The 24,311-nt window shown below is 70.2% G+C and carries 23 protein-coding genes and 1 pseudogene; 10 read left to right on the forward strand and 14 right to left on the reverse strand.

Annotated features, from left to right (window positions below; genetic code table 11):
- Window positions 1-28: 28 nt before the first annotated feature.
- From ACQUS7_RS12370 to ACQUS7_RS12390, 5 genes are all read right to left on the reverse strand, one after another.
- Complete coding sequence (locus tag ACQUS7_RS12370) at window positions 29-1,093, reverse strand: ABC transporter permease (protein WP_435147399.1); 1,065 nt, start codon at window positions 1,091-1,093, stop codon at window positions 29-31.
- Window positions 1,090-2,364, reverse strand: a complete 1,275-nt coding sequence (locus tag ACQUS7_RS12375) for an ABC transporter permease subunit (RefSeq protein ID WP_435147401.1) — start codon at window positions 2,362-2,364, stop codon at window positions 1,090-1,092. The genes ACQUS7_RS12370 and ACQUS7_RS12375 overlap by 4 nt, the downstream gene beginning before the upstream one ends.
- Complete coding sequence (locus tag ACQUS7_RS12380; RefSeq protein ID WP_435147403.1) at window positions 2,357-4,054, reverse strand: ABC transporter ATP-binding protein; 1,698 nt, start codon at window positions 4,052-4,054, stop codon at window positions 2,357-2,359. Before ACQUS7_RS12380 ends, ACQUS7_RS12375 begins: the two co-directional genes overlap by 8 nt.
- Window positions 4,055-4,178: 124 nt before the next feature.
- Window positions 4,179-5,321 carry a BMP family lipoprotein gene (locus ACQUS7_RS12385; protein ID WP_435147405.1) on the reverse strand — a complete coding sequence of 381 codons (1,143 nt, stop codon included), beginning with the start codon at window positions 5,319-5,321 and terminating at the stop codon, window positions 4,179-4,181.
- A 72-nt stretch (window positions 5,322-5,393) separates the two neighbouring features.
- The gene (locus ACQUS7_RS12390) at window positions 5,394-6,761 is read right to left on the reverse strand and encodes a phosphomannomutase (protein WP_435147407.1); all 1,368 of its coding nucleotides are present in this window, start codon (window positions 6,759-6,761) and stop codon (window positions 5,394-5,396) included.
- Between the two features lie 406 nt (window positions 6,762-7,167).
- On the opposite strand from ACQUS7_RS12390, the gene ACQUS7_RS12395 reads away from it, so the two are divergent.
- On the forward strand, window positions 7,168-7,497 hold the full coding sequence (locus tag ACQUS7_RS12395; RefSeq protein ID WP_435147409.1) for an acylphosphatase: 330 nt from the start codon (window positions 7,168-7,170) through the stop codon (window positions 7,495-7,497).
- 69 nt (window positions 7,498-7,566) lie between these two features.
- Here ACQUS7_RS12395 and ACQUS7_RS12400 read toward each other — a convergent pair whose 3' ends face one another.
- From ACQUS7_RS12400 to ACQUS7_RS12410, 3 genes are all read right to left on the reverse strand, one after another.
- Window positions 7,567-8,280 carry a DICT sensory domain-containing protein gene (locus ACQUS7_RS12400; protein ID WP_435147411.1) on the reverse strand — a complete coding sequence of 238 codons (714 nt, stop codon included), beginning with the start codon at window positions 8,278-8,280 and terminating at the stop codon, window positions 7,567-7,569.
- A gap of 97 nt (window positions 8,281-8,377) precedes the next feature.
- Window positions 8,378-8,788: a hypothetical protein gene (locus ACQUS7_RS12405; RefSeq protein ID WP_435124977.1), complete on the reverse strand. Its 411-nt coding sequence runs from the start codon at window positions 8,786-8,788 to the stop codon at window positions 8,378-8,380.
- Window positions 8,789-8,868: 80 nt separating this feature from the next.
- Window positions 8,869-9,471 carry a hypothetical protein gene (locus ACQUS7_RS12410; RefSeq protein ID WP_435124975.1) on the reverse strand — a complete coding sequence of 201 codons (603 nt, stop codon included), beginning with the start codon at window positions 9,469-9,471 and terminating at the stop codon, window positions 8,869-8,871.
- Between the two features lie 175 nt (window positions 9,472-9,646).
- Between ACQUS7_RS12410 and ACQUS7_RS12415 the strand changes: the two genes are divergently transcribed.
- The 4 genes from ACQUS7_RS12415 (at window position 9,647) to ACQUS7_RS12430 (ending at window position 14,024) form a co-directional block, all read left to right on the forward strand.
- Complete coding sequence (locus ACQUS7_RS12415; RefSeq protein ID WP_435124973.1) at window positions 9,647-10,096, forward strand: DoxX family protein; 450 nt, start codon at window positions 9,647-9,649, stop codon at window positions 10,094-10,096.
- A gap of 147 nt (window positions 10,097-10,243) precedes the next feature.
- The gene (locus ACQUS7_RS12420) at window positions 10,244-11,425 is read left to right on the forward strand and encodes a cation:proton antiporter (RefSeq protein ID WP_435147414.1); all 1,182 of its coding nucleotides are present in this window, start codon (window positions 10,244-10,246) and stop codon (window positions 11,423-11,425) included.
- Window positions 11,426-11,687: 262 nt separating this feature from the next.
- Window positions 11,688-12,776 carry an ATP-NAD kinase family protein gene (locus tag ACQUS7_RS12425; RefSeq protein WP_435147416.1) on the forward strand — a complete coding sequence of 363 codons (1,089 nt, stop codon included), beginning with the start codon at window positions 11,688-11,690 and terminating at the stop codon, window positions 12,774-12,776.
- A 213-nt stretch (window positions 12,777-12,989) separates the two neighbouring features.
- On the forward strand, window positions 12,990-14,024 hold the full coding sequence (locus ACQUS7_RS12430; RefSeq protein ID WP_435124965.1) for a PhoU domain-containing protein: 1,035 nt from the start codon (window positions 12,990-12,992) through the stop codon (window positions 14,022-14,024).
- A gap of 84 nt (window positions 14,025-14,108) precedes the next feature.
- Here ACQUS7_RS12430 and ACQUS7_RS12435 read toward each other — a convergent pair whose 3' ends face one another.
- Both ACQUS7_RS12435 and ACQUS7_RS12440 read right to left on the reverse strand, forming a co-directional pair.
- Window positions 14,109-14,480 carry a DUF7528 family protein gene (locus ACQUS7_RS12435; RefSeq protein ID WP_435126101.1) on the reverse strand — a complete coding sequence of 124 codons (372 nt, stop codon included), beginning with the start codon at window positions 14,478-14,480 and terminating at the stop codon, window positions 14,109-14,111.
- Between the two features lie 159 nt (window positions 14,481-14,639).
- The gene (locus ACQUS7_RS12440) at window positions 14,640-15,842 is read right to left on the reverse strand and encodes an LEA type 2 family protein (protein ID WP_435147418.1); all 1,203 of its coding nucleotides are present in this window, start codon (window positions 15,840-15,842) and stop codon (window positions 14,640-14,642) included.
- Window positions 15,843-16,059: 217 nt separating this feature from the next.
- Between ACQUS7_RS12440 and ACQUS7_RS12445 the strand changes: the two genes are divergently transcribed.
- The 4 genes from ACQUS7_RS12445 to ACQUS7_RS12460 all read left to right on the forward strand — a co-directional run bounded on the left by ACQUS7_RS12445 (window position 16,060) and on the right by ACQUS7_RS12460 (window position 17,900).
- Entirely contained in the window at window positions 16,060-16,245 is a 186-nt protein-coding gene (locus tag ACQUS7_RS12445; protein ID WP_435124960.1) for a DUF7525 family protein, read from the forward strand.
- A gap of 140 nt (window positions 16,246-16,385) precedes the next feature.
- Window positions 16,386-16,610: a DUF7123 family protein gene (locus tag ACQUS7_RS12450; RefSeq protein WP_435124958.1), complete on the forward strand. Its 225-nt coding sequence runs from the start codon at window positions 16,386-16,388 to the stop codon at window positions 16,608-16,610.
- 55 nt (window positions 16,611-16,665) lie between these two features.
- The gene (locus tag ACQUS7_RS12455) at window positions 16,666-17,091 is read left to right on the forward strand and encodes a CoxG family protein (RefSeq protein WP_435147421.1); all 426 of its coding nucleotides are present in this window, start codon (window positions 16,666-16,668) and stop codon (window positions 17,089-17,091) included.
- Entirely contained in the window at window positions 17,088-17,900 is an 813-nt protein-coding gene (locus ACQUS7_RS12460) for a carbon-nitrogen family hydrolase (protein WP_435147423.1), read from the forward strand. Before ACQUS7_RS12455 ends, ACQUS7_RS12460 begins: the two co-directional genes overlap by 4 nt.
- A 94-nt stretch (window positions 17,901-17,994) precedes the next feature.
- Here ACQUS7_RS12460 and ACQUS7_RS12465 read toward each other — a convergent pair whose 3' ends face one another.
- From ACQUS7_RS12465 to ACQUS7_RS12480, 4 genes and pseudogenes are all read right to left on the reverse strand, one after another.
- Window positions 17,995-18,234: a hypothetical protein gene (locus ACQUS7_RS12465; RefSeq protein ID WP_435124953.1), complete on the reverse strand. Its 240-nt coding sequence runs from the start codon at window positions 18,232-18,234 to the stop codon at window positions 17,995-17,997.
- Window positions 18,235-18,641: 407 nt separating this feature from the next.
- Window positions 18,642-19,760 (reverse strand): D-xylose 1-dehydrogenase Gfo6, encoded by a 1,119-nt coding sequence (gene gfo6, locus ACQUS7_RS12470; RefSeq protein ID WP_435147425.1) that lies wholly within the window; start codon window positions 19,758-19,760, stop codon window positions 18,642-18,644.
- Window positions 19,761-20,239: 479 nt separating this feature from the next.
- The gene (locus ACQUS7_RS12475; protein ID WP_435147427.1) at window positions 20,240-21,772 is read right to left on the reverse strand and encodes an aldehyde dehydrogenase family protein; all 1,533 of its coding nucleotides are present in this window, start codon (window positions 21,770-21,772) and stop codon (window positions 20,240-20,242) included.
- Window positions 21,773-22,128: 356 nt separating this feature from the next.
- Window positions 22,129-22,932 (reverse strand): annotated as a pseudogene (locus ACQUS7_RS12480) (RIO1 family regulatory kinase/ATPase domain-containing protein); the annotation flags it as partial.
- A gap of 120 nt (window positions 22,933-23,052) precedes the next feature.
- On the opposite strand from ACQUS7_RS12480, the gene ACQUS7_RS12485 reads away from it, so the two are divergent.
- The gene (locus ACQUS7_RS12485; protein ID WP_435147429.1) at window positions 23,053-24,192 is read left to right on the forward strand and encodes an acyl-CoA dehydrogenase family protein; all 1,140 of its coding nucleotides are present in this window, start codon (window positions 23,053-23,055) and stop codon (window positions 24,190-24,192) included.
- Window positions 24,193-24,311 lie beyond the last annotated feature (119 nt).

A 24,311-nucleotide genomic window follows, 5' to 3' on the forward strand; every position in this document is an offset into this window, starting at 1 on the left:
GACGCGAGGCGACGGGGAGTGAGGCGCGCTACTCCTCGCCGGACTCGTAGTGCTCGCCGGCCGCGTCCGGCGTCCGGGTGCGGCCGAACAGCGCGAGCACGATGACCACTGTGACGTACGGGATGGTGCGGACGAGCGGCTTCGGAATCGCGACGACGTCGCGCGCCTGCAGCGTGAGCTGGAGCGCGTCCAGCCCGGCGAACAGCATCGTCGACAGCAGCGCGCCGACCGGGTTGTAGTTCCCGAACAGGAACGCGACGATGGCGATGAACCCCTTCCCGTTCACCATCGTCGGGCCGCTCCCCGTGAACTGGCCGAGGCTGAGTGACAGCGCGGCGCCGCCGACGCCGGCGAGGACGCCGGACAGCAGCACCGCGGCGTAGCGGACGCGTTTCACGTCGACGCCGGCGGTGTCGAGCGCCTTCGGGTTCTCGCCGGCGGCGCGCACCCACCGGCCGAACGTCGTCCGGTTCAGCGTCCACCACGACGCCGCGACGGCGACGAACATCAGGTACACCATCGGCGACGCGTCGAACAGCGCGCCGAAGAACGGAATCTTCGACAGCACCGGCACCCGAATCGCCTCGAACGTCTGGACGCTGGTCGTGTTCGAACTGCCGTAGACGACCTGGGAGACGAACGGCGCGAGCCCGAGCGCGATGAGCCAGACGGCGAGCCCCGCGATGATCTGGTCGGCGCGGAACCGGATGCAGACGACCGCGAACAGCGCCGCGAGCAGCGTCGACGCGAGCACGCCGCCGGCGACGCCGACCCAGATGCTGCCGGAGACGTCGGTGACGTAGACGCCGGCGAACGCCGACACGATGAGCAGCCCTTCGAGGCCGATGTTGAACACGCCCGACTTCTCCGCGAAGATGCCGCCGAGCGCCGCGAACGCGATGGGGACCGACAGCCGGAGCGCCGCCGCGAGCGTCGAGTCCTCGAGGAGCACGCCGAGGACGGCGGCCAGCGTCGCCGTGAAGGCGCCGAACGGCGTCCCCGGGAACGCGAGGCCGACGAGCGCCGTCGTCGCGACCACCGCGAACACGAATCCGGCGACGAGCACGCCGACGCGGTCGCGCAGGTCGGTCATCCCGACTCACCTCCGTCGGTCGCCGCCGGGCCGCGGCCGTCGACGCCGTCACCGAGGTTGAGCCGTTTCCCGATCATCCGGAAGAACTCCGGCATCGCGACGAACAGGACGATGAGTCCGCGGAGCACGCCGACGAGCTCCGGCGGCACGCTCGTGGAGACGTCGACGACGATGCTGCCGGACTTCAGGACGCCGAACAGCAGCGCCGCGCCGAGCACGCCGACCGGGTTGTTGCCGGCGAGGATGGAGACGGTGATGCCGTCGAAGCCGTAGTCCGGGACGCCGGTCTGGAAGTTCCCGAGCACCATCAGCGCGTAGACGGCGCCGCCGAGCCCCGCAATCGCGCCCGACAGCGCCATCGACGTGACGACGGTGCGGGCGGCGTCGACGCCGCCGTACTCCGCCGCGTCGGGCTGGAGGCCGCTCGTCCGGATGTCGTAGCCGACGCTCGTCCGGGTGAGCAGGTAGGCGATGGCGAGCGCGAGCACGACGGCGAACGCGGTCGCGTACAGCGAGACGGACGCGCGCTCAGGGAACACCAGTTTCGGGAACAGCGCGTACTCGGGGAGCGTCCGGGTCTGGTTCGCGAAGCTCTCGGGGTCCTTGAAGTGGTCCTGGACGAGGTACAGCGCGACCGACGTGGCGACGAAGTTCAGCATGATGGTCGTGATGACCTCGTTGGCGTCGGCGTACGCCTTCAGCGCGCCCGGGATGGCGCCGTAGACGCCGCCGACGACGGCGCCGACGAGCAGCCCGAACGGGACGAGCAGCAGCGTTCCGACGACGCCGGAGACGAGCGGCGAGACGGCGAACACGATGACTGCGGTGGCGAGCGCGCCGAGCACCATCTGCCCCTGCCCGCCGATGTTGAACACGCCGGCGCGGAACGCGACGGCGACCGCGAGCCCCGTGAACACCAGCACCGTCGCCTCCGACAGCGTCGTCGCGAACTGGCCGTTCAGCGGGTTCGCGAGCAGGTTCCCGAACGCGCCGAGGAACAGCTTGTCGTACACCGTAATCGGGTCGTAGCAGAAGCCGACGCCGAGGTACGTCGTCGCCGCGGCGTCGCAGGTCGTCATGCGGCCGGCGGCCAGCACGAGGAAGAAGCCGATGACGACCGACAGCACCAGCGCGGACGTCGAGATGAGCAGCCGCTCGGTCGCGGACGCCTCCGCGAGCCGGTCGAGCCACGACAGCGCCCGCGCCCGGACCGTCGACTCCGGCCCGCCCTCCGGGGCGCCCTCCTCGCCCGACGACGGGTCGTCACTCATTGTCGTCACCTCCGGCGGTTGCGGCGTCGGTGCCGGGCGTCTCCCCGGCGGCGTCGGCGCCGTCCGCGTCCGCCCCGTCCGCTTCCTCCGCCCCGTCTGCGGCCGCGTTCGCGTCGGTCCGGATGCTCGGCACGTCGTCGGGGCGTTCGCCGGCCATCAGGAGGCCGAGCTGCTCTTCGGTGACTTCGTCGGGGTCGACGACGTCGACGACGCGGCCGCGGTACATGACGGCGAGCCGGTCGGAGAGCCCGCGGACCTCGTCGAGTTTCGACGAGACCAGAAGCACCGCCTTCCCGTCGTCGCGGAGGTCGATGAGCCGGTCGTGGATGAACTCGGTGGAGCCGATGTCGACGCCGCGGGTCGGGTGGGAGGCGACGATGCAGTCGGGGTCGCGGGCGAACTCGCGGCCGACGATGAACTTCTGCTGGTTCCCGCCGGAGAGCGACTTCGCGTCCGCCCCGGGGTCCGGCGGCCGGACGTCGTAGGTGTCGATGACGTCGGCGGCGTGCTCGGCGGCGTACTCCCAGTCGATGCGGCCGGCGTGGGCGAACGGCGGGTCGTGCTGGCTGCCGAGCACGCCGTTCTCCACGAGGTCGAAGTCCATGACGAGCCCGCGCTCCTGGCGGTCCTCGGGGACGTACGCCATGCCGGCGCGGGTGCGCTCCCGGCGGGAGTCGTCGGTGACGTCGTCGCCGTGGAGCCGGACGCTGCCGGCTTCGGGGCGGCGGAGGCCGGTGACGACCTCGACGAGTTCGGACTGGCCGTTGCCGTCGACGCCGGCGACGCCGAACACTTCGCCCTCCCGCACCGTGAAGGAGGCGTCGTCGACGGCGGTGACGCCGCGGTCGTCCTCGGCGGAGACGCCGTCGACCGACAGCACCGGGTCGCCGGGGGTCGCCGGCGGCGTGTCGGTTTCGAGGACGACCTCGCGGCCGACCATGAGCTCGGCGAGCTCCTCGCGGCTCGTGTCGGCGGTCTCGACGGAGCCGACGTTCCTGCCGTCGCGCAGCACCGTCACTTCGTCCGCCGCCTCCAGCGCCTCGCCGAGCTTGTGGGTGATGAAGATGATGGTCTTGCCGGCGTCGGTGAGTTCGTCGAGGACCGCGAACAGGTCTTCGACCTCCTGCGGCGTCAACACGGCGGTCGGCTCGTCGAGGATGAGGACGTCGGCGCCGCGGTACAGCGCCTTCAGGATCTCGACGCGCTGCTGGACGCCGACGGAGACGTCGGCGACCGTCGCGTCGGGTTCGACGTCGAAGCCGTACCGCTCGGAGAGTTCGAGCACCTCCTCTCGGGCGGCGTCGCGGTCGATGGCGAGCCCGCCCCACTTCGTCGGCTCGTTGCCGAGCGTGATGTTCTCGGCGACCGTCATCGGGTCGACGAGCATGAAGTGCTGGTGAATCATGCCGACGCCGGCGTCGATGGCGTCGCGCGGCGAGTCGAACCGGCGGGGGGCGTCGACGTACTCGCCGTCCTCGTCGCGTTCCAGCCCGTCGCCGTTCACGTACACGTCGCCTGCGGTCGGCTCGTACAGGCCGTACAGTACGTTCATCAGCGTCGTCTTCCCGGCGCCGTTCTCGCCGAGCAGGGCGTGGACCGTCCCCTGCTCGACGGAGAGCGTCACGTCGTCGTTCGCGACGACTCCGGGGAAGCGTTTCGTGATCCCGTCGAGGCGGACGGCCTCAGTCATTCAGGTTCGGCTTTCACCGGTATCGGCATAAACGACGCGTTTCAGCGCGCCGCGCCGCCGGCGCGACGGCTCGCCGGGGAAGAAAACGTGAGAAGCGTCGGCGGCGCGGCGCCGTGGCTCCGGCTCAGCCGGAGACCTGGTTCGGGTTCGTCGGGACGCTGATTTCGCCGTCGATGATGGCCTGCATCGACGCCTCGATTTCGGACTTCACGGACGAGGAGATGTCGGCGCCGAGCTGCTGACCGTAGACGATTGCGACGCCCTCGTCGGCGAGACCGAGGCTGACCGAGGTGCCGCCCTGGAAGTTCCCGTTCACCTGCGCTTTCACGGCGTTGTAGACGGCGGTGTCGACGCGCTTCACCATCGACGCGAGGATGACGTCGGCGTAGTCCGGCTTCGTCTTCGACTGGTCGCGGTCGACGCCGATGGCGAACCGGCCCTTCTCCTGGGCCGCCTGGAAGACGCCGGTGCCGGTGTTCCCGGCCGCGTGGAAGACGATGTCGGCGCCGGAGTTGTACATCGCGAGCGCCGCCTCCTTCCCCGCCGACGGGTCGTTGAACGAGCCGACGTAGCTCGTCGCGACGTCGACGTTGGAGTTCGCGTACTTCACGCCGGCCTTGTAGCCCGCCTCGAACTTCTGGATGAGCGAGGACTTCACGCCGCCGACGAAGCCGACGTTCGTGGAGTCGGACTGCGTCGAGCCGCTGCCCGCCGAGAACGACTTCGTCGTCAGGATGCCGGCGAGCTGGCCGACGAGGAACGAGCCTTCGTGTTCGGCGAACGTGTACGACCGGACGTTCGGCTCGTCGACGACGGAGTCGACGATCATGAAGTCCTGGTCCGGGTAGTCGGGCGCCGTCTTCGAGAGCGAGTCGGCCTGCAGGAAGCCGATGCAGCTCACGAGGTCGTAGTTCGGGTTCGTGGACTGGGCGTACTGCTGCTGGTACTGCGCGAACTGCGACACCGAGTCGGGCTGGGACTCGTCGTAGCTGACGTCGAACTCCTCGGCGGCCTGCTGAATCCCGATCTGCGCCTGGTCGTTGAACGACCCGTCGCCGAGGCCGCCGGTCGCGTACACCATGCCGACGTTGACCGTGGCGGAGCCGCCCGCGGAGCCGCCGTCGGACGTCGTGGTGGTGCTGGTGCCGTCGTCGCTGGTCTCGGTCGGCGTGGACTCGTCCGGGCCGCCCGAACAGCCGGCCAGGCCCGCGAGCCCCGCCGCTCCGGTGCCTTTGATGAACGTGCGCCGATTGAAGTTCCGGTCCATGCTGGTACTCCCGACGCAAACGCGGTTAAAATCGTCGGCTTTCGACGTTCCCGACTCCAGACACGTCCAGCGTCAGCCGGACGTTTCGCCGGAAACCGCGGATTCGACGACCGAGACGACGTCGTCGACGAGCGCGTCGACGTCGTCGCTCTCGGCGTACACGCGGACGTACGGCTCGGTGCCGGACGGGCGGACCAGCGTCCACGAGTCGTCCGGGAACGACAGCCGGACGCCGTAGTCGGTGTTCACGGACGCCTCGGGGAACGCCTCGGGGAGCGCCTCGTCGAGCCGCTCCATCACCGCCGCTTTCGCGTCGTCCGGGCAGTCGACGCTCACCTTCCGGTACGGGCGCTCCGTCACCGGCTCGCGGAGGCCGTCGAGCCCCTCGGCGGCGACGAGCCGCGTCAGCACCGCCGCGGACGCGACGCCGTCTATCCAGCCGCCGAACCGCGTGTGCACGTGCTTCCACGGCTCCGCCGCGAACACGACGTCGCCGCCGCCGTCTCGGGCCGACGCGATGCCGTCGTGGAGGTAGCCGAGCGCGACGCGCTCGACGCGGCCGCCGGCGGCAGCGACCTGCTCGTCGATGCGGCCGGACGCGTTCGGCGTCGTCACCACCACCGGGTCCGCCGCGTCGCTGACGCGGACGTAGTGCGCCGCCAGGACGGCGAGGACGGTGTCCTCGTGGACGACGTCGCCGTCGGCATCGACGACGACGATGCGGTCGGCGTCGCCGTCGTGGCCGACGCCGAAGTCGGCCGCGCCCTCGCGGACGAACTCGCGGAGGTCCGTCAGCGACTCCGGCGTCGGTTTCGACTCGCGGCCCGGGAAGTGGCCGTCGACGTTCGCGTTCAGCGTCACGACGTCCGCGCCGAGTTCGCGGAGCACCTGCGGCGTCGCCACCGACGCCATCCCGTTGCCGCAGTCGACGGCCACGCGGAGGTCGTCCGGCGACGAGCCGAACGCCGCGGCGTACGCCGCGACGGCGTCGCGGTAGGCGTCGAGCGCGTCAGCCGCCTCGACGTCGCCCCACTCGTCCCACGCCGCCGGCGGCGTCCCGGCGGCGACGCGTCGATCGACGTCGGTCTCGGCGGTCTCCGCGTACTCGACGCCGTCCACGAACAGCTTGATGCCGTTGTCCGTCGGGGGGTTGTGCGACGCCGTGAGCATCACGCCGCGCCGGCCCCGGGAGGCGTACGCGAGCCCCGGCGTCGGGAGCTGGCCGAGCCGAACCACGTCGGCGCCGGCGGATTCGAGGCCGGCCTCGACGGCCGCCGCGAGCGCCGGCCCCGTCACGCGGCCGTCCCGCGCCACGACGAACTCTCGGTCGCCCGCCTCCCGCGCTGCCGCGCCGACCGCGCGCGCCACGTCCAGCGCCAACTCCGGCGTGACGCGGCTCTCCACGCTCCCCCGGATACCGGCGGTGCCGAACAGATCCATACCGGTTCCTCCACCGCGACGCCCAAGACTCCCTCGGTCCCGCGCGGCCCGAAACGCCCGGTGGTCCACGGAACCGATTGCGTCGTCAGCGCACCCGAGCGAACGGAACATGCGTCGCCGTCGCGGAACGGCTCACCCGGCCTCGCGGACGGTTCATCCGACGTCGCAGACGATTCCCCCCGCCGAACGGCCGAACGTTCAAATCGGAGGACGCGGGCAGGACCGCCGTGACGTGACGTTCGCCCGAGGGCGCACGCGGTTGTGCGGCGGGACGCTCTCGGGAAACACAGCCCCGCGAGACGCCCTCGCCGCCTGTCCGCTACTTAAATCACCGACGGTCGCCGGGTCCGAGGCGAGCGACTGCAGTGACCGTCGGGTTTTCCCTGCGCCGGACGAACCGTCAGGTATGAGCAGCCGCGACGACGACGGCGATGCCGCCAGCGACGACGGAGAGAGCGACGCCGACCGGGTCCGCGCACACGTGTACGTGTCCGGGAAAGTCCAGGGCGTCTTCTACCGCGCGAACACGAGGGACACGGCCCGCGAACACGGCGTCGACGGCTGGGTGAAGAACCTCGACGACGGCCGCGTCGAAGCCGTCTTCGAAGGGCCGCGTTCGGACGTCGAGACGATGATCGAGTGGTGTCACACGGGAAGTCCGGCCGCGTCCGTCTCCGACGTCGACGTCGAGTACGGCGAGCCGACCGGCGTCACCGGTTTCGAAGTGCGGCGGTAACCAAACCGTCCGCGAGCGACGCGTCTCGCGCGGCCCGCACGCACAGAAACCGCACGCGGCGGCGAGGTGCTACGCGGCGGTGAGGTACCGCTCGTGGAGGTGTTCGAGCGCGTCGCGAATCAGCAGGGAGTCGTACGTCCAGAACCCCGAGAACCGCCGGTCCTCCCCCGGGCACTCCTCGGCGAGCAGCGCGCAGGCGTTCGACAGGTCGCCGCCGCCGTCGAACACCACGAACCAGACCTCGCGGAGTTCCGCCGTGTCCGCCTCGTGGACGCTGACGTTGTCGATACCGGGGGACTCGGTCGACGGCGCACAGTAGACGTGGATGTCGAGCGGCTTCTTCGCGAGCGTCTCGTAGACGTCGGCCTGCCGCGAGAGCGCCGTCGCGGTCTGGAAGCCGGCGTGAAGTTGCCCGCTGCCGACGCGCCACGCGCGGTCCTCGATCTCGCGGGACGCCGCCACCATCTGGTCGATGCTGTACGACGAGAACGTCGTGTCGTCGAGGTGTTCCAGCAGCGGGGAGAACGGCCGTGGTTCGCCGACGCCGGCGGTCGCGTCGCCGTCGAGCCGGTCGAGGTCGACCGCGGTGAGAACGTCGCCGGCGTCGTCCGAGAGCACCGCGTAGCCCGAGAGGTCGCTGTCCGTGCTGCCGACGACGACGTCGACCTGCTGGGAGGCGAAGTAGTCGCGCAGGTCGTCGACGACCGCCGAGGAGTCGGGGTCGAACACCGTCAGCCGCTTCTCGCGGCTCTCCATGTCGCGGATGACGTCCCGGAGTGCCATCGTCTTCGACCGGTGAACTTCGCCGGGGCGTATTAAGCGCACGGTCGGGTCAGGCCGGGTCGGGACCGACCGGTTCGGCCACGGTCAGGACCGACGGCTACAGCGTGTTCGTGAACATGACGTCGTACCGGGAGCCGCGGAGGTACTGCTCGAGCGTCCCGTCGCAGACGACGCCGGAGGAGAACGTTCGCTCCGGGCCGAACGCGATGACGTGTCCGGTGGGCGGCACCTCCCGCGTGTACAGCACGGCGAGGCCGACGTCGCCGGCGTCGACGGTCGCGTGCAGCCACGACAGCGCGACGAGCGCGTAGTCCTCACAGTCGCCGCGACCGGACCGGATGACCTGCTCGACCGGCCGAACCGTGTTCTTCAGCCCGTTCCAGTCGTCCGGGTCGTACTCGTACGTCTCCGTCGACCAGCGCAGAAAGTCGAACGAGCCCCAGTCGACGGAGCGGTCGATGAACGAACTCGGCGCCGTGAGGAACGCAGGTGCGAGTCGGAGAGCCATGCGCGACGGGACGGCCGACAGGGGCAAGGTTCGGCACGATTCGTGACGCACCGCCGGAGTCCACGAATCTCCGGCGGGCGTCAGCGGCCGTACCGGTCGTCGTCGGCCGTCGGCTCCTCGTCGTGCACCCAGTGTGTGGAGCCGAGTTTCCCTCGCACCACCGCTTCGCCCTCCTCCGGACTGTAGCCGCGTCCGCGGAAGTGTTCGAGCGCCGTCGCCGGGTTGATGGCCGAGTATTCGCGGTGGGCGAACACGCGGGTCTGTCCGTCGGCTTCCGCGGGGAACAGCACGACGTGGGTCTGGTGGGTCGCGAGCAGGCCGTCCCGATAGACCCACGACCCGAGTTCGGCAGTGCCGTCGGGAAGCGTCTTGTACGCCGCGAGCGGGTTCCGGCGGAACCCGGCCTGCCACAGGAGCCGTTCGGCTTTCTCCGGGGGGACGGAGAGCGTCCCGGCGTACTCTCGTTCGCCGAGCGTGTACGCGGCGTAGCCGACGCCGAGCCGACGCGCCAGGTCGTCGAGCGGCGGCAGCACCGTCTTCCTGACCCGCTCCCACACCTCGGCGAGCGGCCCTCGCTTCCGGAGTTTCAGCCGATAGTAGCTCAGCGCCAGCCCGGCGAGCGCCACGACGGGCGCCGCAGACCGAATCGGGTGGGACCGTATCTGCGTGACGAACTCGAACATCTGGAGACCTGCGTCGACGTACGCCCCGATTCGTGTAAATAGTTCGAGACGTTGTGGCGAGATGGACTATCTCACGAGACCGACCGTACCGTCAGTCTGGAGTAACACCGGTGTCACCCGGTAACCGTGGTGTCGGCAAACAGATAAGTGAGTGACTCGTGTAGGTCAGGGGGCGATGGAACTTACAACACTCCTTCAGGGTGCATCGGCGTTCACGGGCGCAGGCGCAGGCGTCGCGTTCCTGCTCGGCCGAGTCCTCTTCGGACTCGTCGTCGCGTACATGGGTCTCGGGCACTTCCAGGCGCTCGACAACTACGCCGGCTACGCCGAGGCGAAGGGCGTCCCGGCTCCCCGTCTCAGCGCCGCCTTCTCCGGCGGGATGCTCGCGTTCGGCGGACTGGGCATCGTCCTCGGCGTCCTGCCGGTGCTGGCGTCCGGGGCCGTGGCGCTGTTCATGCTCGTCTCCGCCGTCATGATTCACGACTTCTGGGCCGTCCCCGACGACCAGAAGCAGGACCAGATGACGCAGTTCCAGAAGAACGTCATCATCCTCGGCGCGGCGCTCGTGTTCCTCTCGCTCGCGAACACGACGTGGCCGTACGCGCTCAACATCAGCGTCCTGTAATCGGCGCAGAACCCCCACAACTCAGTTTCTTCGACGGCCGACCGGACAGCGGCGGCGCCGTCTCTCGCTGCCGGGGTCCGGCGGGGCGTCCGCGACTCCGTGGAATCACTCGCCCATTAGGAGCGCTCAGCCGTCAGGCGGACCCGTATGGGACTCGCCTTCGGCTTCGTCACGGCGCTGCTGTTGGTGTACGGGACGAGCTACGCGCTCGGCTTCCTCGAACGGTTCGACGTCCCCGTGCTGGTCGCCGAAATCCTCGCCGGAATCCTGTTCGGCTCCGTCCTCGGCGTGGTCGGCCCGGGGATGCACGGCTACCACTTCCTCGTCAGCCTCGCGTCGTTCGGGCTGCTGCTCATCATGTTCGAGGCCGGCGTCGAACTCGACACGGAGCCGCTCCGGCAGCGCCCCCGACAGGTCGCCGTTCTCGGTCTCCTGACGTTCGTGCTGCCGTTCCTCGGCGGCGCCGGCTTCGCGCTCGCGATGGGGCTCGGACACTTCGCCGGCTTCCTCGTCGGCGTCACCGTCTCCACGACCTCGCTGGGGCTCGTCTACCCGCTGCTGGAGGACTTCGGCTACATCTCGACCGACCGCGGCCAGCTCATCCTCGCTGTCGCCGTCCTCAACGACATCCTCTCGGTCGTCGCGCTCGCGTACGGTATCACGCTGACGTCGGAGACCCCGGTCGTCGGTTCCGTCGCCGTGAGCGTCGCGCTCGCCGCGTTTCTCGTCGTGATTCCGCGGTACCTCGTCGGGCCGGTCAAGCGCGCCCTCCCGGATTCACTCGGCGCGTCCCCGACGAAGGTCGGCGTGCTGTTCGCCGTCGCCGTCGCGTGGCTGATGGAGGCGGTCGGGGTCCACGCCGTGCTCGGCGGCTTCTTCGCCGGGTTCCTCATCGGCGAACTCACCGACGAGCGCCACGCCGTCGAGGCGGAGATGCGGCCCGTCGTCAGCCTCGTCGCGCCGGTGTTCTTCTTCTTCGTCGGGATGCGCGCGAACGTCCCGCCGCTCACCGACGTCGACGCCGTGCTGCTGCTCGCGGCCGTCGTCGCGCTCGGCGTCGGGCTGAAAGTCGTCGGCGCGGCCGTCGGCGGCGCGCTCACCGGGACGGACCGCCGGACCACGGCGCTGCTCGCCGCGGCGGTTCCCGGCCGACTCTCCATCTCCGTCGCCGCCGCCGAAATCGGGCGGCGACGCGGCCTCATCGCCGACCCGCTGTACGACGCCTTCATCGTCCTCTCGGTCGTGTCCGTCTTCGTCGCCGCCGTCGCCTTCAGGTTCGTCGCCGGCGACCACCACCCAGAGTCCGGCGCGAACGCCGCCGCGCAGTAGCCCGGCGCCGACCGCGTCGACAGATTTCACGGCCGCCGGCCTCGCCGACCCGTCACCGCGGCTTCTGTGGCGGCACACGGCGGCCGTGGCACCAGCGGTGGCGCGCGGCGGCCGTGCTGTGTCACGGCCGCGGACGCGCGAGGGGCGGCGGCGCGGCCGAGCGCAGCGAGGGAGCGCCGGAGCCGGCTGGGGAGGGCGAGGCCGCGGCGACGGCCCGCCGGCATCGGCGGCCTTTTTCCGGCTGCCCGCCCCGGGTACCGACATGCGAATCGGGTTTCTGCTCAACCCCGTCGCCGGGATGGGCGGCCGCGTCGGCCTCAAAGGCACCGACGACAAGGTCGCCGAAGCCCGCGCCCGCGGCGCCGAGCCGCGCGCCCCCGACCGCGCCCGCCGCGCGCTCGACGCGCTCGCCGACCACGCCCCCGACGCCGACCTGCTCACCTGGGGCGAACCGATGGGCGCCGCGGTCGCGCGCGCCGCCGGCTTCGACCCGGTCGTCCTCGGAACTCCCGACGACAGCGGCGACGACACCGGCGCCGCCATCGACACGGACGCCGACGACACCCGCCGCGCCGTCACCGCGTTCGTCGACGCCGACGTCGACCTCGTGCTGTTCGTCGGCGGCGACGGCACCGCCGCTGACGTCGCCGACGCGCTCGACGGCACCGACACGCCGATGCTCGGCGTCCCCGCCGGCGTGAAAGTGTACTCGTCGGTGTTCGCCGTCTCGCCCGAAGACGCCGCCGTCGTCGCCGCGACGTTCGACCGGACCGAGCGCCGCGAAGTGCTCGACATCGACGAAGACCGGTACCGCGAGGGCGACGTCCACCCGGAGCTCCGCGCCGTCGCGTCCGTCCCCGTCGCCGAACAGCTCCAGTCGTCGAAACAGACCGCGAGCGGCACCGTCGAGTCGCTCGCCGAAGGCGTCGCCGCCGAAATCCGGTCGCGGCCCGAAACCACGTGGGTGCTCGGCCCCGGGTCGACCGTCGGCGCCGTCAAGGACGAACTCGGCGTTGACGGCACCGCCATCGGCGTCGACGTCTACCGCGGCGGCGACCTCCTCGTCGCCGACGCCACCGAACAGGAAATCCTGGACGCGCTCGGCGACGACAACGTCATCGTCGTCTCGCCCATCGGCGGACAGGGCTTCGTGTTCGGCCGCGGCAACCCGCAGCTCTCTCCGGCCGTGATTCGCCGCTGCGACATCGAAGTCGTCGCCTCCCGCGCGAAACTCGACGACATCCGGACGCTCCGCGTCGACACCGACGACCCCGAACTCGACGAGCGGCTCCGCGGCTGGGTGAAAGTCAGAGTCGGCAAGTTCGAGCGCCGCATGATGAAAATCGTCTGACCCGCCGCGAACCGACCGCGCCACACTCTCCTCTCCTCTCCTCTCCTCTCCTCGTCCCTTCCGCGCTGCTCGTCCCTTCCGCGCTGCTCGTTTCCCCTCCCAGCTCCTCCGCTCGACCAGAACCGACCGAATCCGGCGTGGTAACCCCACCCACTAAACGTGTATTATGGGAACGGAGACAAGGTTAAGGTCATATGGACACATCCCTCCGATATGGTCGAGACTCGGAAAGTTCAGCGGTTGGGGCCGTCCACGCTGGCCATGACGCTGCCGGCTGAGTGGGCGAAAGAACACGACGTGGAGAAGGGCGACGAGGTGTCCCTCCGAATGGGCGGCAAGGGGACGCTCACGGTGCTGCCGGAGTCCGCGAGCCGCGAAGACGCCGAGGCGACGCTGCACGCCGACAACCTCGACGCCGACGCGCTCGAACGCGCCATCCTCGCCCAGTACGTCCTCGGGCGGCGCGTCATCAACATCACCACCGAGGAGGGCGCGCTCGACTCCGACCACATCAACGCCGTCTACAAGGCCGAAACGCAACTGATGGGGCTCGGCGTCATCGAGGAAACCCCGGAGAACATCGCCATCCGGTGCTCGGTCGACCCCGAGGACTTCACGCTCGACAACCTCCTCAAGCGGCTCGAAAACACCGGGTCGACGATGCGCGGCGAAGCCGTGAAGGCGCTCGCACACGGCAACGCCGACCTCGCCCAGCGCGCGCTGAACCGCGAGCGGCAGGCGAACAAGATCTTCGTGCTGCTGCTCCGGCTCATCTTCACCGCCTACCAGAACCCGAACCTGGCGCGCGCCGTCGGCCTCGACTCCGGGTTCCCGCTCATCGGCTACCGCTCCATCGCGAAGAACCTCGAACTCATCGCGGACAACGCCGAGGACATCGGCGAAATCGCGCTGGAAGCCGACGACAACACGCTCGACATCGACGACTCGACGATGCGCCGCATCCGCGATTTCACCGACCAGGTCGACGAGGTCACCGAGATGGCCGTCGACGCCGCGGTGCAGCGCGACTACTCGCTCACCATCGAGGTGAAGTTCCTGTTCCGCGAACTGAAAGACCGCGAACGCGACATCCTCAACGACCTCCCCGAGATGGAGAACCAGCAGCTCCTCCAGATACGCGAAGTGCTCGTGAGCCTCCAGGAGACGGCGCAGTACGCGATGCGTATCGCCGAAGTCGCCGCGAACCTCGCGCTGAACGAGGAGAACGAACACGTCTCCATCGAGTAACACAGGACCGCCGAACCGAGAGCCGCCGAACGCGGGCGGATTCGGCCGAAATCGGCCGAGGCCGGCCGAACTCGGTCCCTCCGCCTACTCCTCCGCTTCCTCCGCGTCGGACTCCGACGCGGTTTTCCTCGCCGTCAACGGATTCCGGCGGTGAATCGAGCAGTCGAACGCGGGGTGCTCGGCGAAGTGCCGGACGAGCATGTGTCGCCGGGAGCCGGTGATTCCGGTCCGGCCGATTTCGTCGGCGGTGAACTCCGACGGGAGCCGGTCGTACAGCCGGCGGAGCTCCTCGAAGGAGTCGAACACCTTCGCGTTGCCGGCGGAGTCGGCGGCCTTCCGGGAGACGACGTAGCTGCCGTCCGCGCGGTACTCGCCGACGGTCCGGAAGAACTCCCGGCGCTCCGTGAGGGCGTCGCCGAGCGCCTGTTGCAGGTCGGCGGCGGCGTCCCTGCTCAGTTCGCAGGCGTCGCCGTCGATGTCGACCAGAATCGTGTCACCGTCGGTGTCGGTCGAGACAGTCACGTTACCGTCCGAGAACTCGACCAGGAGCAGAGATACTCCGAGGCATACCTCACCGTGACACCGCGGTCCCTAAAGCGTTGTCGGCGTCCGCGACTACTGCAGACCCGAGCGGTCGACCGTGAACAATCCGTCGTCCGTGGTCGTCGTCCCGCCGCTCGGCGTCGCGGTGCCGCCCGGCGTCTCGGTCGGCGCCGGCGTCGGAGTCGGCGTCGTCCCCGGCGTCGCGGTGTCGCCGCCGGCGGCCGTCCCGGCCGGCGTGTCCGTTCCCGCACCGGACGGCGTCGCAGTCGCGGTTCCGTCGCCGCCGGACCCGGCCGCCGCCGACCCGGACGTCCCGGTCTCCGACTCGTTTTTCGTTCCGAACATGTCCGTCTCGATTGTCCGGGTGACGTCGGTGAGGTCGATGCGCTGCTCGCCGGCGCCGGCCGTCGACAGGTCGAACACGAGATAGAAGCTGACCCGGAGCTGCGTCACCTGGTTCCGCTGCAGGTGGGACACCCACCACTCGTCGAGTTTCTGCGTGTCGATGACGGTGGTCGCCGGGACCGCCACGGTCTCACCGGGCGGAATCGTCGTGGGTTCGCCCGCCTCGCCGCCGCCCATCGAGATGTTGTTCATCGTGATGTTGTAGCCGACCGTCGACAGCGTCACGGGGTACGACTTCGGGTTGTACAGGTGCAGCGTCATCTCGACCTCGGTCGTGTCGTTGTCGACCGTCCCCCACTGCGCCTCCGTCCGGTTCAGGTACAACACCGGGTCGGACACCAGCGGACTGCTCGCGTTCAGCGGCCGCGTCTCCGACGACCGGAACGCCGAGATGATGCTGGTGTTGACGTCGCGCGTGATCTGCGGGCTGAACGACCGGCCGAGCAGCGACGAGTGCACCGACGCGTCCACCTGCAGCGTCGTGTGCTCGCCGTTTCGGACGTGGCTCACCCACCACGCCGGAATCTTCGAGTTGTTCATCCGGGTGCGGAACGGCACCGAGAAGTTCCCCTGTTCGACCGCGAGCCCGGACTTGCTCCCGCTCGCCATCCGGATGCCGTTCAGCGAGACGGCGTAGTCGGCCGAGACGCCGCCGAGCCGAACCCCGACCGGATTCGGGTTGTTCACGACGAGGGTGCTCCGGATGACGGTGTGCTCCTCCGAGACGTCGCCGAACCGGTTCTGGACGCCGACGACGCTCGGCGCGCCGACGACGCCGAGGAGGTACGCGCCGCCCACGGCGCCGACGAGCAGCACGGCGACCGCGGCGACGACTTTCACGGTTCTCGCGAGCCCGCGTGTCCCAGCCATTGGGGGACGGTCGGCCCGGCGGCAGTTAAGTCTGACAACCTCGGTCGGCGGCCGGCCGACTCCCGTCCGACAGACGCGGTGTCGGCCGGTGGGGGCGCCTGCCCCGGGTTGTCTCCCCCCGGGTCGCCTGCACAAGGTCGCTCGCCCGGGCGGGGCGCGTCGCTCGCGCGGTTGGCGGTTTCGGAAGAACTACGTGCGTACCGGCGAACCGTCGCGTATGGCCACGGACACCGTTTCGACCGACAAGAGCGTCGGGCTGGCGCTCGTGTTCGGCGCCGCGGCGACGGTCGGCGCCGGCATGATGCTCGCCGGCGCGACCCAGGAACTGAAAGCGTGGGGCTTCGCGCTCGCGATGGTCGCCGCCGTGCTGGCGGTCACCGCGATTCACGTCTACGACACCTGAGCCGCGCCCGCACGCCTCCGGCCGCGCCGACGCCGACCCGCCGCACGACGCGGCGTCGACGTCGACCTGCAGGAGTGTCACAGCGGCGCTCGAACGCGTAAAGCGTTAAGCCACAGGGAACCAAATTCACTGTAGAAGCGATGACGGACTACACAGACGAGGAGAAACGAATCGTCGCGTACCTCCGCGACAGCGTCTCCCGCGGGGAGGAGTACTTCCGCGCGAAGAACATCGCCGAGGCCATCGGGCTGTCGGCGAAGCAGGTCGGCAGCCGGCTGCCGCGGCTCGCCGAGAAGTCCGAGGAGGTCGACATCGAAAAGTGGGGGCGCGCCCGGTCGACGACGTGGCGCGTCGAACTCCCCTGAACTCGTCCGTGAACCCCCCGCTTTTTTCGCCGGCGGTTCGTATTCGGGTGCAGTAATGACCGTGCGGGTGAGCCGGGAACTCGTCGTCGACGCGTCGCCGGAGGACGTCTGGGCGTTCATCGCCGACCCCGCCGAACGAGCCGGCGCGATCAGCGTCGTCGACAGCTACGACCTCCACGGCGACGGCGCCGCGACGTGGCACGTCGAGATTCCGGTGCCGATGGTCCGGTCCACGATCGCCGTCGAGACCGAGGAGGTGGAGCGCGACCCGCCGCGGCACGTCAAGTTCGTCGGCCGGTCGAAGGCGTTCCGCGTCACCGGCGAACACGTCGTCGAGCCGACGGACGACGGCCGGACGCGGCTCCGGAACGAGTTCGTCATCGACGGGTCGCTCCCGGGCGTCGAGCGCTTTTTCGAGCGGAACTTCGAGGCGGAGTTCGACAACCTGAAAGCGGCGCTCGAGGAGGCGCTCGACGCGTGAAACTCGCGCTCGCCCAGCTCGACGTCGAGGCGGCGCGGCCGGCGGCGAACCGCGAGCGCGCCGTCGACGCCGTGGAGGCGGCCGCCGACCGTGGCGCGGACCTCGTCGCGCTCCCGGAGCTGTGGAACGTCGGCTACTTCGCGTTCGACGCGTACAGCCGGCAGGCCGAGCCGCTCGGCGGCCCGACGCTCACCGAACTCCGGGACGTCGCCGCCGACAACGACGTGGCGCTGCTCGCCGGCAGCGTCGTCGAGGACCTCGAAGCGTCCGCCGACGCCGGCGAAGCCGTTCCGGCGGACGAGGGGCTGGCGAACACCGCGGTGCTGTTCGACGCGGCGGGCGACCGCCGACTCGTCTACCGGAAACACCACCTGTTCGGCTACGACTCCGCGGAGACGGAGTTACTCACCGCCGGCGAGACGCTGCAGACCGCCGACGTCTGCGGGTTCACGGTCGGCGTGACGACGTGTTACGACCTCCGGTTCCCCGAGCTGTACCGGCGGCTCGCCGACGCCGGTGTGACGCTCACCGTGGTGCCGAGCGCGTGGCCGTATCCGCGCGTGGAGCACTTCGAGACGCTGCCGCGCGCCCGCGCCGTCGAGAACCTCGGGTACGTCGCGACGGTGAACGGCGCCGGCGAACAGGGCGACGCCGAACTGGTCGGGCGGTCCACCGTCTACGACCCGTGGGGGACGACGCTCGCCTCGGCGGCCGACGACCCGACGCTCGTCACCGCCGACGTCGACCCGGGCCGCGTCGACGACGTCCGCGACGACTTCCCGGCGCTCCGCGACCGGCGGGACGACTGACGGAGAAGCGGGCCGCGACCGCCCCGGCGATTCGAAGGAGTCGAGCATCCGGCGGTCGGCGTCGTCGCGTCCGCGGTCGGCGCCGCCGACGCGGCTACTCGACGTGGTGGACGTAGATGGTGCGTCGATCACCGAGGAGATGCGGGAGCCGCTCGCGCTCGTCGGGCGCGAGGTCGAGGTGTGCGAGCGGGACTTCTTCGACGGCGACCAGCCGGGCGCCGTCGCCGAGGACGTCGCCAGGGTCGCCGAGCCGGTTCGGGTCGACGACGCGGCGCGGCTCTTCGAGTAGTTCGTCCGCACCGCCGAGCAGGGCCTCCGCGCGCACCTGCGGCATGGCCGAATGGTTCGGTCGGGGCGGTATAGATGTTGCGTCGGCGGTAGGGGTTGCAGGTCCGGCGGGACGGGCCGGCCGGCCCGCCGAGGTCGGCGGCCGAACCGGGCTGTCGCAGGGGGTCGGAGAGGCGGCGGTGGGGCGGCAGTAGGTCGGTTCCGGGTGGCCAGTGCCGGGCGGCCGGTGCCGGAGGGTTTATCACGCAGACCGCACTAGCAACTGGTGCCGACGAACCGACGCTTTTCTCGTCGTGAGTCGGCGAAATCAACTCCGCGCCACCACGCCGCCACCGCGCATCGTCCGCCCCACGATCAGGGGTCCATCGTGGCCGGACACTGCGCATCCGCCTCCCGCCTCCGCCACACCTTTCGCCTCTCGCTTTCGGAACCCGGCCAGCAGCGGCCGTCTCCTCAGAGTTCGACGGTACGCCCGGTCTCGTCCGACTCGTAGACGCCGGCCATCGTCCGCATGTCGACGAGGCCGTCCGCCCCGTCGGGTTCGACGGCCGCGCCCGTCAGCACCGCGTACGCGAAGTAGTCGAACTCTTCGCGCGCGTCGTCGACGCCGACGCCCGAGAACTCGACGTGGCCGTCGGCGGTGTCGAGTTCGACCTCGCGGGCCGCGTTCGGCTGGTAGGCGGACCGGACCGTGAGCCGGCCGTCCGAGCCGTGAATCGACAGGTGGGCGTGCTGCCGCCCGGAGTACGACGCCGCGAAGTGGCCGACCGCGTCGCCGAAGTCGACCGTGAAGTCGACGTGTTCGTCGACGTCCGCGAAGGCGTCCCCGGACGACCGCGTCGACCCGGACACCGCGACCGGGTCGTCGTCGAGCAGGAACCGCGCCGTGTTCAACGGGTAGACGCCGACGTCGTACAGCGCGCCGCCGCCGGCGAGTTCGTCGTCGAGGCGCCACTGGTCCGGGCCGCTGTCGCCGCCGAGCAGCGAGAAGGAGAACTCGCCGAACGCCCGGACCGGGTCGCCGATGCCGCCGGCGCGCACGAACTCGCGGAGCCGCCGCGTCACCGGGTCGGTCTGGACGCGGTAGGCGGTCATGAGCGTCACGCCGGCGGCGTCGCACGCCTCGACCAGCCGTTCGGCGCGGTCGACGGTGGCTTCGAGCGGCTTCTCGCAGATGACGTGCTTGCCGTGTGCCGCCGCAGTCTCCACCTGCGGGAGGTGGAGCCGGTTCGGCGTCGCGACGTAGACGGCGTCGTACTCGTCGGTCGCGGCGCCGTCGCCGTACTCGTCGTAGCCGATGGCGGTGACGCCGTGCTCGTCGGCGAGGCGCCGTCGCTTGTCGGCGTCGCCGCTGACGACGACCGTCGGCTCCGCGTAGTCGGCGGCCTGCATCGCGGGGAGCGACACCGTTCGGGCGTAGCCGCCGCAGCCGACGAGCGCCAGCCGGACCGTCCCGGTCGGCTGCGTCGACCCCGCGGTTCGGTGCGGTTCGCCGGCGGCGGTGCCGGCGGTCGCGGCCTCGGCGTCCTCCCAGTCGCGCCGTGCGGCGTCGTCGAAGAAGTCGTCGAGCATGCACCGAACTGCGCGTGTCGGCGTGAAAACACCGGCGGCTCGGCGAGAATCAACCGCGAAAATCGGGGCGCTACGTTGAAGTTACGGTGCCGTGCTCCTCCGTGTACCGCGGCCCGAACCGTCTCATTGCGGGGCACCCCTCCGCACCGGGACGGCGCCCCACAGGGCGCTGCCCCCGAACCCACTCCGGGTCCGAACCGGTCCGTGCCGCGGATTCCGGGGCTCCCCACGCCCCGACGCGAACCTGGGTCGGCCCCGCGAGGGTGGCCGGACCGGCCGCCCACCGCGGCGTTGCCGGGCTTCACTCCCGCTCCCACTCCCGCCCGGCGCGCCGACTCACGGTTCTGCACGAACGCGACGCCTTCCTCCCGAACCGACCGAAGAACAGCGGCAGCGGCAGCGACGGAGACGGACCCCCGGCAGCGACGACAAAAACCGGCCGCCGGCGACGACGACGGAGCCGAACTCTCGTCTCGGAGCTACTCGTCTCGGGTCTTGATGTCGGCGGAGAGCCCCTGCGCCATCTCGATCTCCTTCGAGTTGTTCAGCGTCCACGCCGTCCGCTCGGTCACCGCCTCGATGACCTCCCGCGCCGACGGGTAGCCGTTCCCCGACTTCTTCACGCCGCCGAACGGCAGCTGCACCTCCGCGCCGATGCACGGCAGATTCCCGTACGCCAAGCCGACCTCGGCGTTGTCGCGGTAGTAGTTGATTTCGCGGTAGTCCTCCGAGATGATGGCGCCCGCCAGCCCGTAGTCCGTGTCGTTGTGAATCTCGACCGCGTCCTCGATGTCCCCCGAGTACTTCATGAGCGCCACGTGCGGCCCGAACACCTCCTCGTGGGTGCAGCGCAGGTCCGCGTCGGGGTCCGCCTCGTAGACGAACGGGCCGACCCAGTTGCCGTCCTCGTGGCCGTCCGGAATCTCCGACGGGTCGAGCGCTTCGCGGTCCACGAGCACGTTCACGCCCTCGTCTTTCGCCAACTGGTTGTACTCGGACACCTTCTGCTGGTGCTCGGGCTCGATGAGCGGCCCCATGAACGTGTCTTCGTCCAGCGGGTCGCCGACCGCGACGTCCTCTGCGACGTCGACGAACCGCTCTTTGAACTCGTCGTAGACCTCCTCGTGGACGATGAGTCGCTCGGAGGAGACGCAGCGCTGCCCCGTGGTTTTGAAACTCGACATCACCGCCGAGTGGACCGCCGTGTCGAGGTCCGCCTCGGCCGTGACGACGATGCCGTTCTTCCCGCCCATCTCGCAGGCGGCGAGCTTCCCGGGTTCGCCGCCGACCTTCGAGGCGATCTCGTGGCCGACTTCGGCGGAGCCGGTGAACAGCACCGTGTCCACGCGGTCGTCCTCGACGACGGCGTTGCCGGCGTCGCCGTACCCCTGGACGAGGTTGAACACGCCGTCCGGGATGCCGCTGTCGTCGAACATCTCCGCGAGAATCTGCGCGCACCACGGCGTCTGTTCGGCCGGCTTGAACACGACCGTGTTCCCCTCGACGAGCGCGACGGCCATGTGCCAGAACGGGATGGCGACCGGGAAGTTCCACGGCGTGATACAGCCGACGACGCCGCGCGGCTTCCGCCGCATGTACGCGTCCTTGCTCGGAATCTCCGACGGCACCACGTCGCCCTTCGGGTGCCGGGCGTCGCCGGCGGCCCACTCCACCATGTGCCACGCCTCGGTGACGTCCGCTCGCCCCTCGCTGATCTCCTTGCCGCACTCTTTCGTCACGATTTCGCCGAGCTCGTCGTGCCGCTCTTTCAGCTCGTGGTAGATGTCCCAGAGGTACTCCGCGCGGTCGATGTGGCTGAGCTCCCGCCACTCCTCGAAGGCGTCGTCGGCCGCCGCGACCGCCCGGTCGACGTCCGCCTCCGTGCCGCGCCGGAACTCCCCGAGCACGTCCCCCGTCGCCGGGTTCACGCTCTCGAACGTCTCCGCGCCTGCGCCGTCGACCCACTCGCCGTCGATGTAGTGTTGGAACACTCCGTCGGAGCCTGAACTCATGGGCAAAACTTGCGCTGCGGAGGTGAAATAGATGCGGGAAACGCGGCCGGTCGGACCGCGCCGCGACCCCGAGTGGTTTCGCAGCACCCGCTGGACGTCGGCGTGTCATCGGCCCGACACCGACGGACCGACGATGGTGTGGCCTCCGGCGGCGCGGCGCGCCTTCGTCAGCTGTCGTCGCCCGCGGTCGGCCGGGAACCGTCGTCGGAGTCGGCGTTCCGACGCTCGTCGGCGACGTCGTCGTCGCGGTTGGGTGCTGCATCGCCGCTGCCCTCGTCGGTAGTTCCGTCCACGAAGCCGTCCGCGGGGGTCGCTGCGGCGGCAGCGTCCGCGGCGTCTGCGGCGTCTTCGTCGGCGGCGGCGCGGCGCTCGATTTCGCCTTTGAGTCCGGGCGCGTCGAAGTCGTGGTCGGGGCGGATGGCGACGAAGTCGAGGTAGTCGCGCGCGGCGAGTACGTCCCCGGTCGGGTAGGCGGTGAGCGCGGCGTCGACGGCGTCGCGGACGCCGATGAGCGGCGCGAGCGCGGCCAGCCCGCACGCGAGGTCGTACAGTCGGGCGCCCTCCTGGCCGTCGGCGCGGACGTTCGTGGCGTCGATGAAGTAGAGGTCGCCGTCGAGAATCAGGACGTTCTCGGCGCGGAGGTCGCCGTGGGCGAGCCCGTGTTCGTGCATCGTCGCGAGCGCGTCGAACATCGCCGGCGCCAGCGTCCGCTCGCGGTCCGCGTCCAGTTCGTCGAGCGGCCGGAACGCCGGCAGGTACTCCAAGACCAGGACGCCGAGGCCGTCGATTTCGAGCGCCTCGACCGGCTCCGGGGCGTTCAGACCGATGGCGCGCATCCGCTCGGTCGCCTCCAGTTCGTGTTCCGCCATCTGGTACGGCGTCCCGAAGTGCTCGAAAAAGCCCTCCGTGCCGGAGGTGAACGCGCCGATGTTCCGGCCCGTGGTGAACAGCGCGTGCACCAGCGAGTTCTGTTTCGTGATGACCTTCACGAAGTACTCCTCGTCGCCGGCGCGGAGGACGAACGGGGTGGACAGCCAGTTGTCGGCGTCGAGAAACCGGACGTGCGCGTCGCCGCGGCCGTACCGCTCTCCGAGGTCGCTGACGACGGCTTCGAGCCGCGGCCAGTCGACGCTGCCGCGGACCAGTCGGCGAAGCTCCACTACCGAGAAATTCGGGCCGTACCGCATTAAATCGTCGCCCGGGCGTCGGGCGACGCAGCGACAGGGATTCGCGGGGGACACTCCGCGCCCTTTATCATGGATGTTCCGCAAGTTTTGCCCATGGAGTTCGACCTCCCCGCGGAGCACCGGATGGTTCGGGACCAGGTCCGGGAGTTCTGCGAGGCGGAAATCGCGCCGATCGCGCAGGACGTCGAGGACGACCACCGGTTCCCGGCGGAGATATTCGACCAGCTCGCCGACCTCGACATGCTCGGGGTCCCCGTCTCGGAGGAGTACGGCGGGCTCGGCGGCGACCAGCTCATGTACGCGCTCGTCACCGAGGAACTCGGCCGGGTGTCGGGCGGCATCGGGCTGTCGTACGCCGCGCACGTGTCGCTCGGCTCGAAGCCTATCGAGCTGTTCGGGACGGACGAGCAGAAGGAGACGTGGCTCCGGCCGCTCGCTGAGGGCGACGGGATGGGCGCGTGGGCGCTCACCGAACCCGGCTCCGGCTCGGACGCCTCGAACATGGAGACGACCGCCGAGCGCGACGGCGACGAGTGGGTCATCAACGGGACGAAGCAGTTCATCACGAACGCGTCGGTCGCGAATTCGGTGCTGGTGAAAGCCGTCACGGACCCGGAGGCGGGCTACGACGGCATCTCGACGTTCATCGTCGACCCGGACGACGACGGCTTCGAGGTGACGACGGTGTGGGACAAGATGGGGCTGAACTGCTCGCCGACCTGCGAGATTCAGTTCGACGACGTCCGCGTCCCGGAGAGCCGGCTGCTCGGCGAGGAGGGCGACGGCTGGACGCAGACGATGAAGACGCTCGACGGCGGCCGCGTCTCCATCGCGGCGCTGTCGACCGGGCTGGCGCAGGGCGCCTTCGAGGCCGCCAGGGAGTACGCCGGCGACCGCGAGCAGTTCGGCCAGCCGATCTCGAAGTTCGACGCCATCCGCGACAAACTGGTCGACATGCACCGGAAGACCGAGCGCGCCCGGTTGCTCACGCACCGCGCCGCCGCGAAGTACGACGCCGGCAACTCGGTCACCCGCGAGTCGGCGCTGGCGAAACTCGACGCCTCCGAGGCGGCCCGCGAGGTCGCGGAGGACGCCGTGCAGGTGCTCGGCGGCTACGGCTACACCACCGACTTCGCGCCCCAGCGGTTCTACCGCGACGCGAAACTGATGGAGATCGGCGAGGGGACCAGCGAGATTCAGCACGTCGTCATCGGCCGGGAACTCGGGCTGTAAGCCGCCGGCCGCGTCGGCGCCGGCGCGCCGCGACCGCCGACGCCGCGGTCCGGTATCTCGGCTGATAATTTTGGAGGTGCGTTTATACCCGGTGGGTAGACAGTAACCGCAGACAGCCG

It is taken from the genome of Halobaculum sp. P14, from assembly GCF_051195155.1.
GTDB lineage: Archaea > Halobacteriota > Halobacteria > Halobacteriales > Haloferacaceae > JBNTKA01.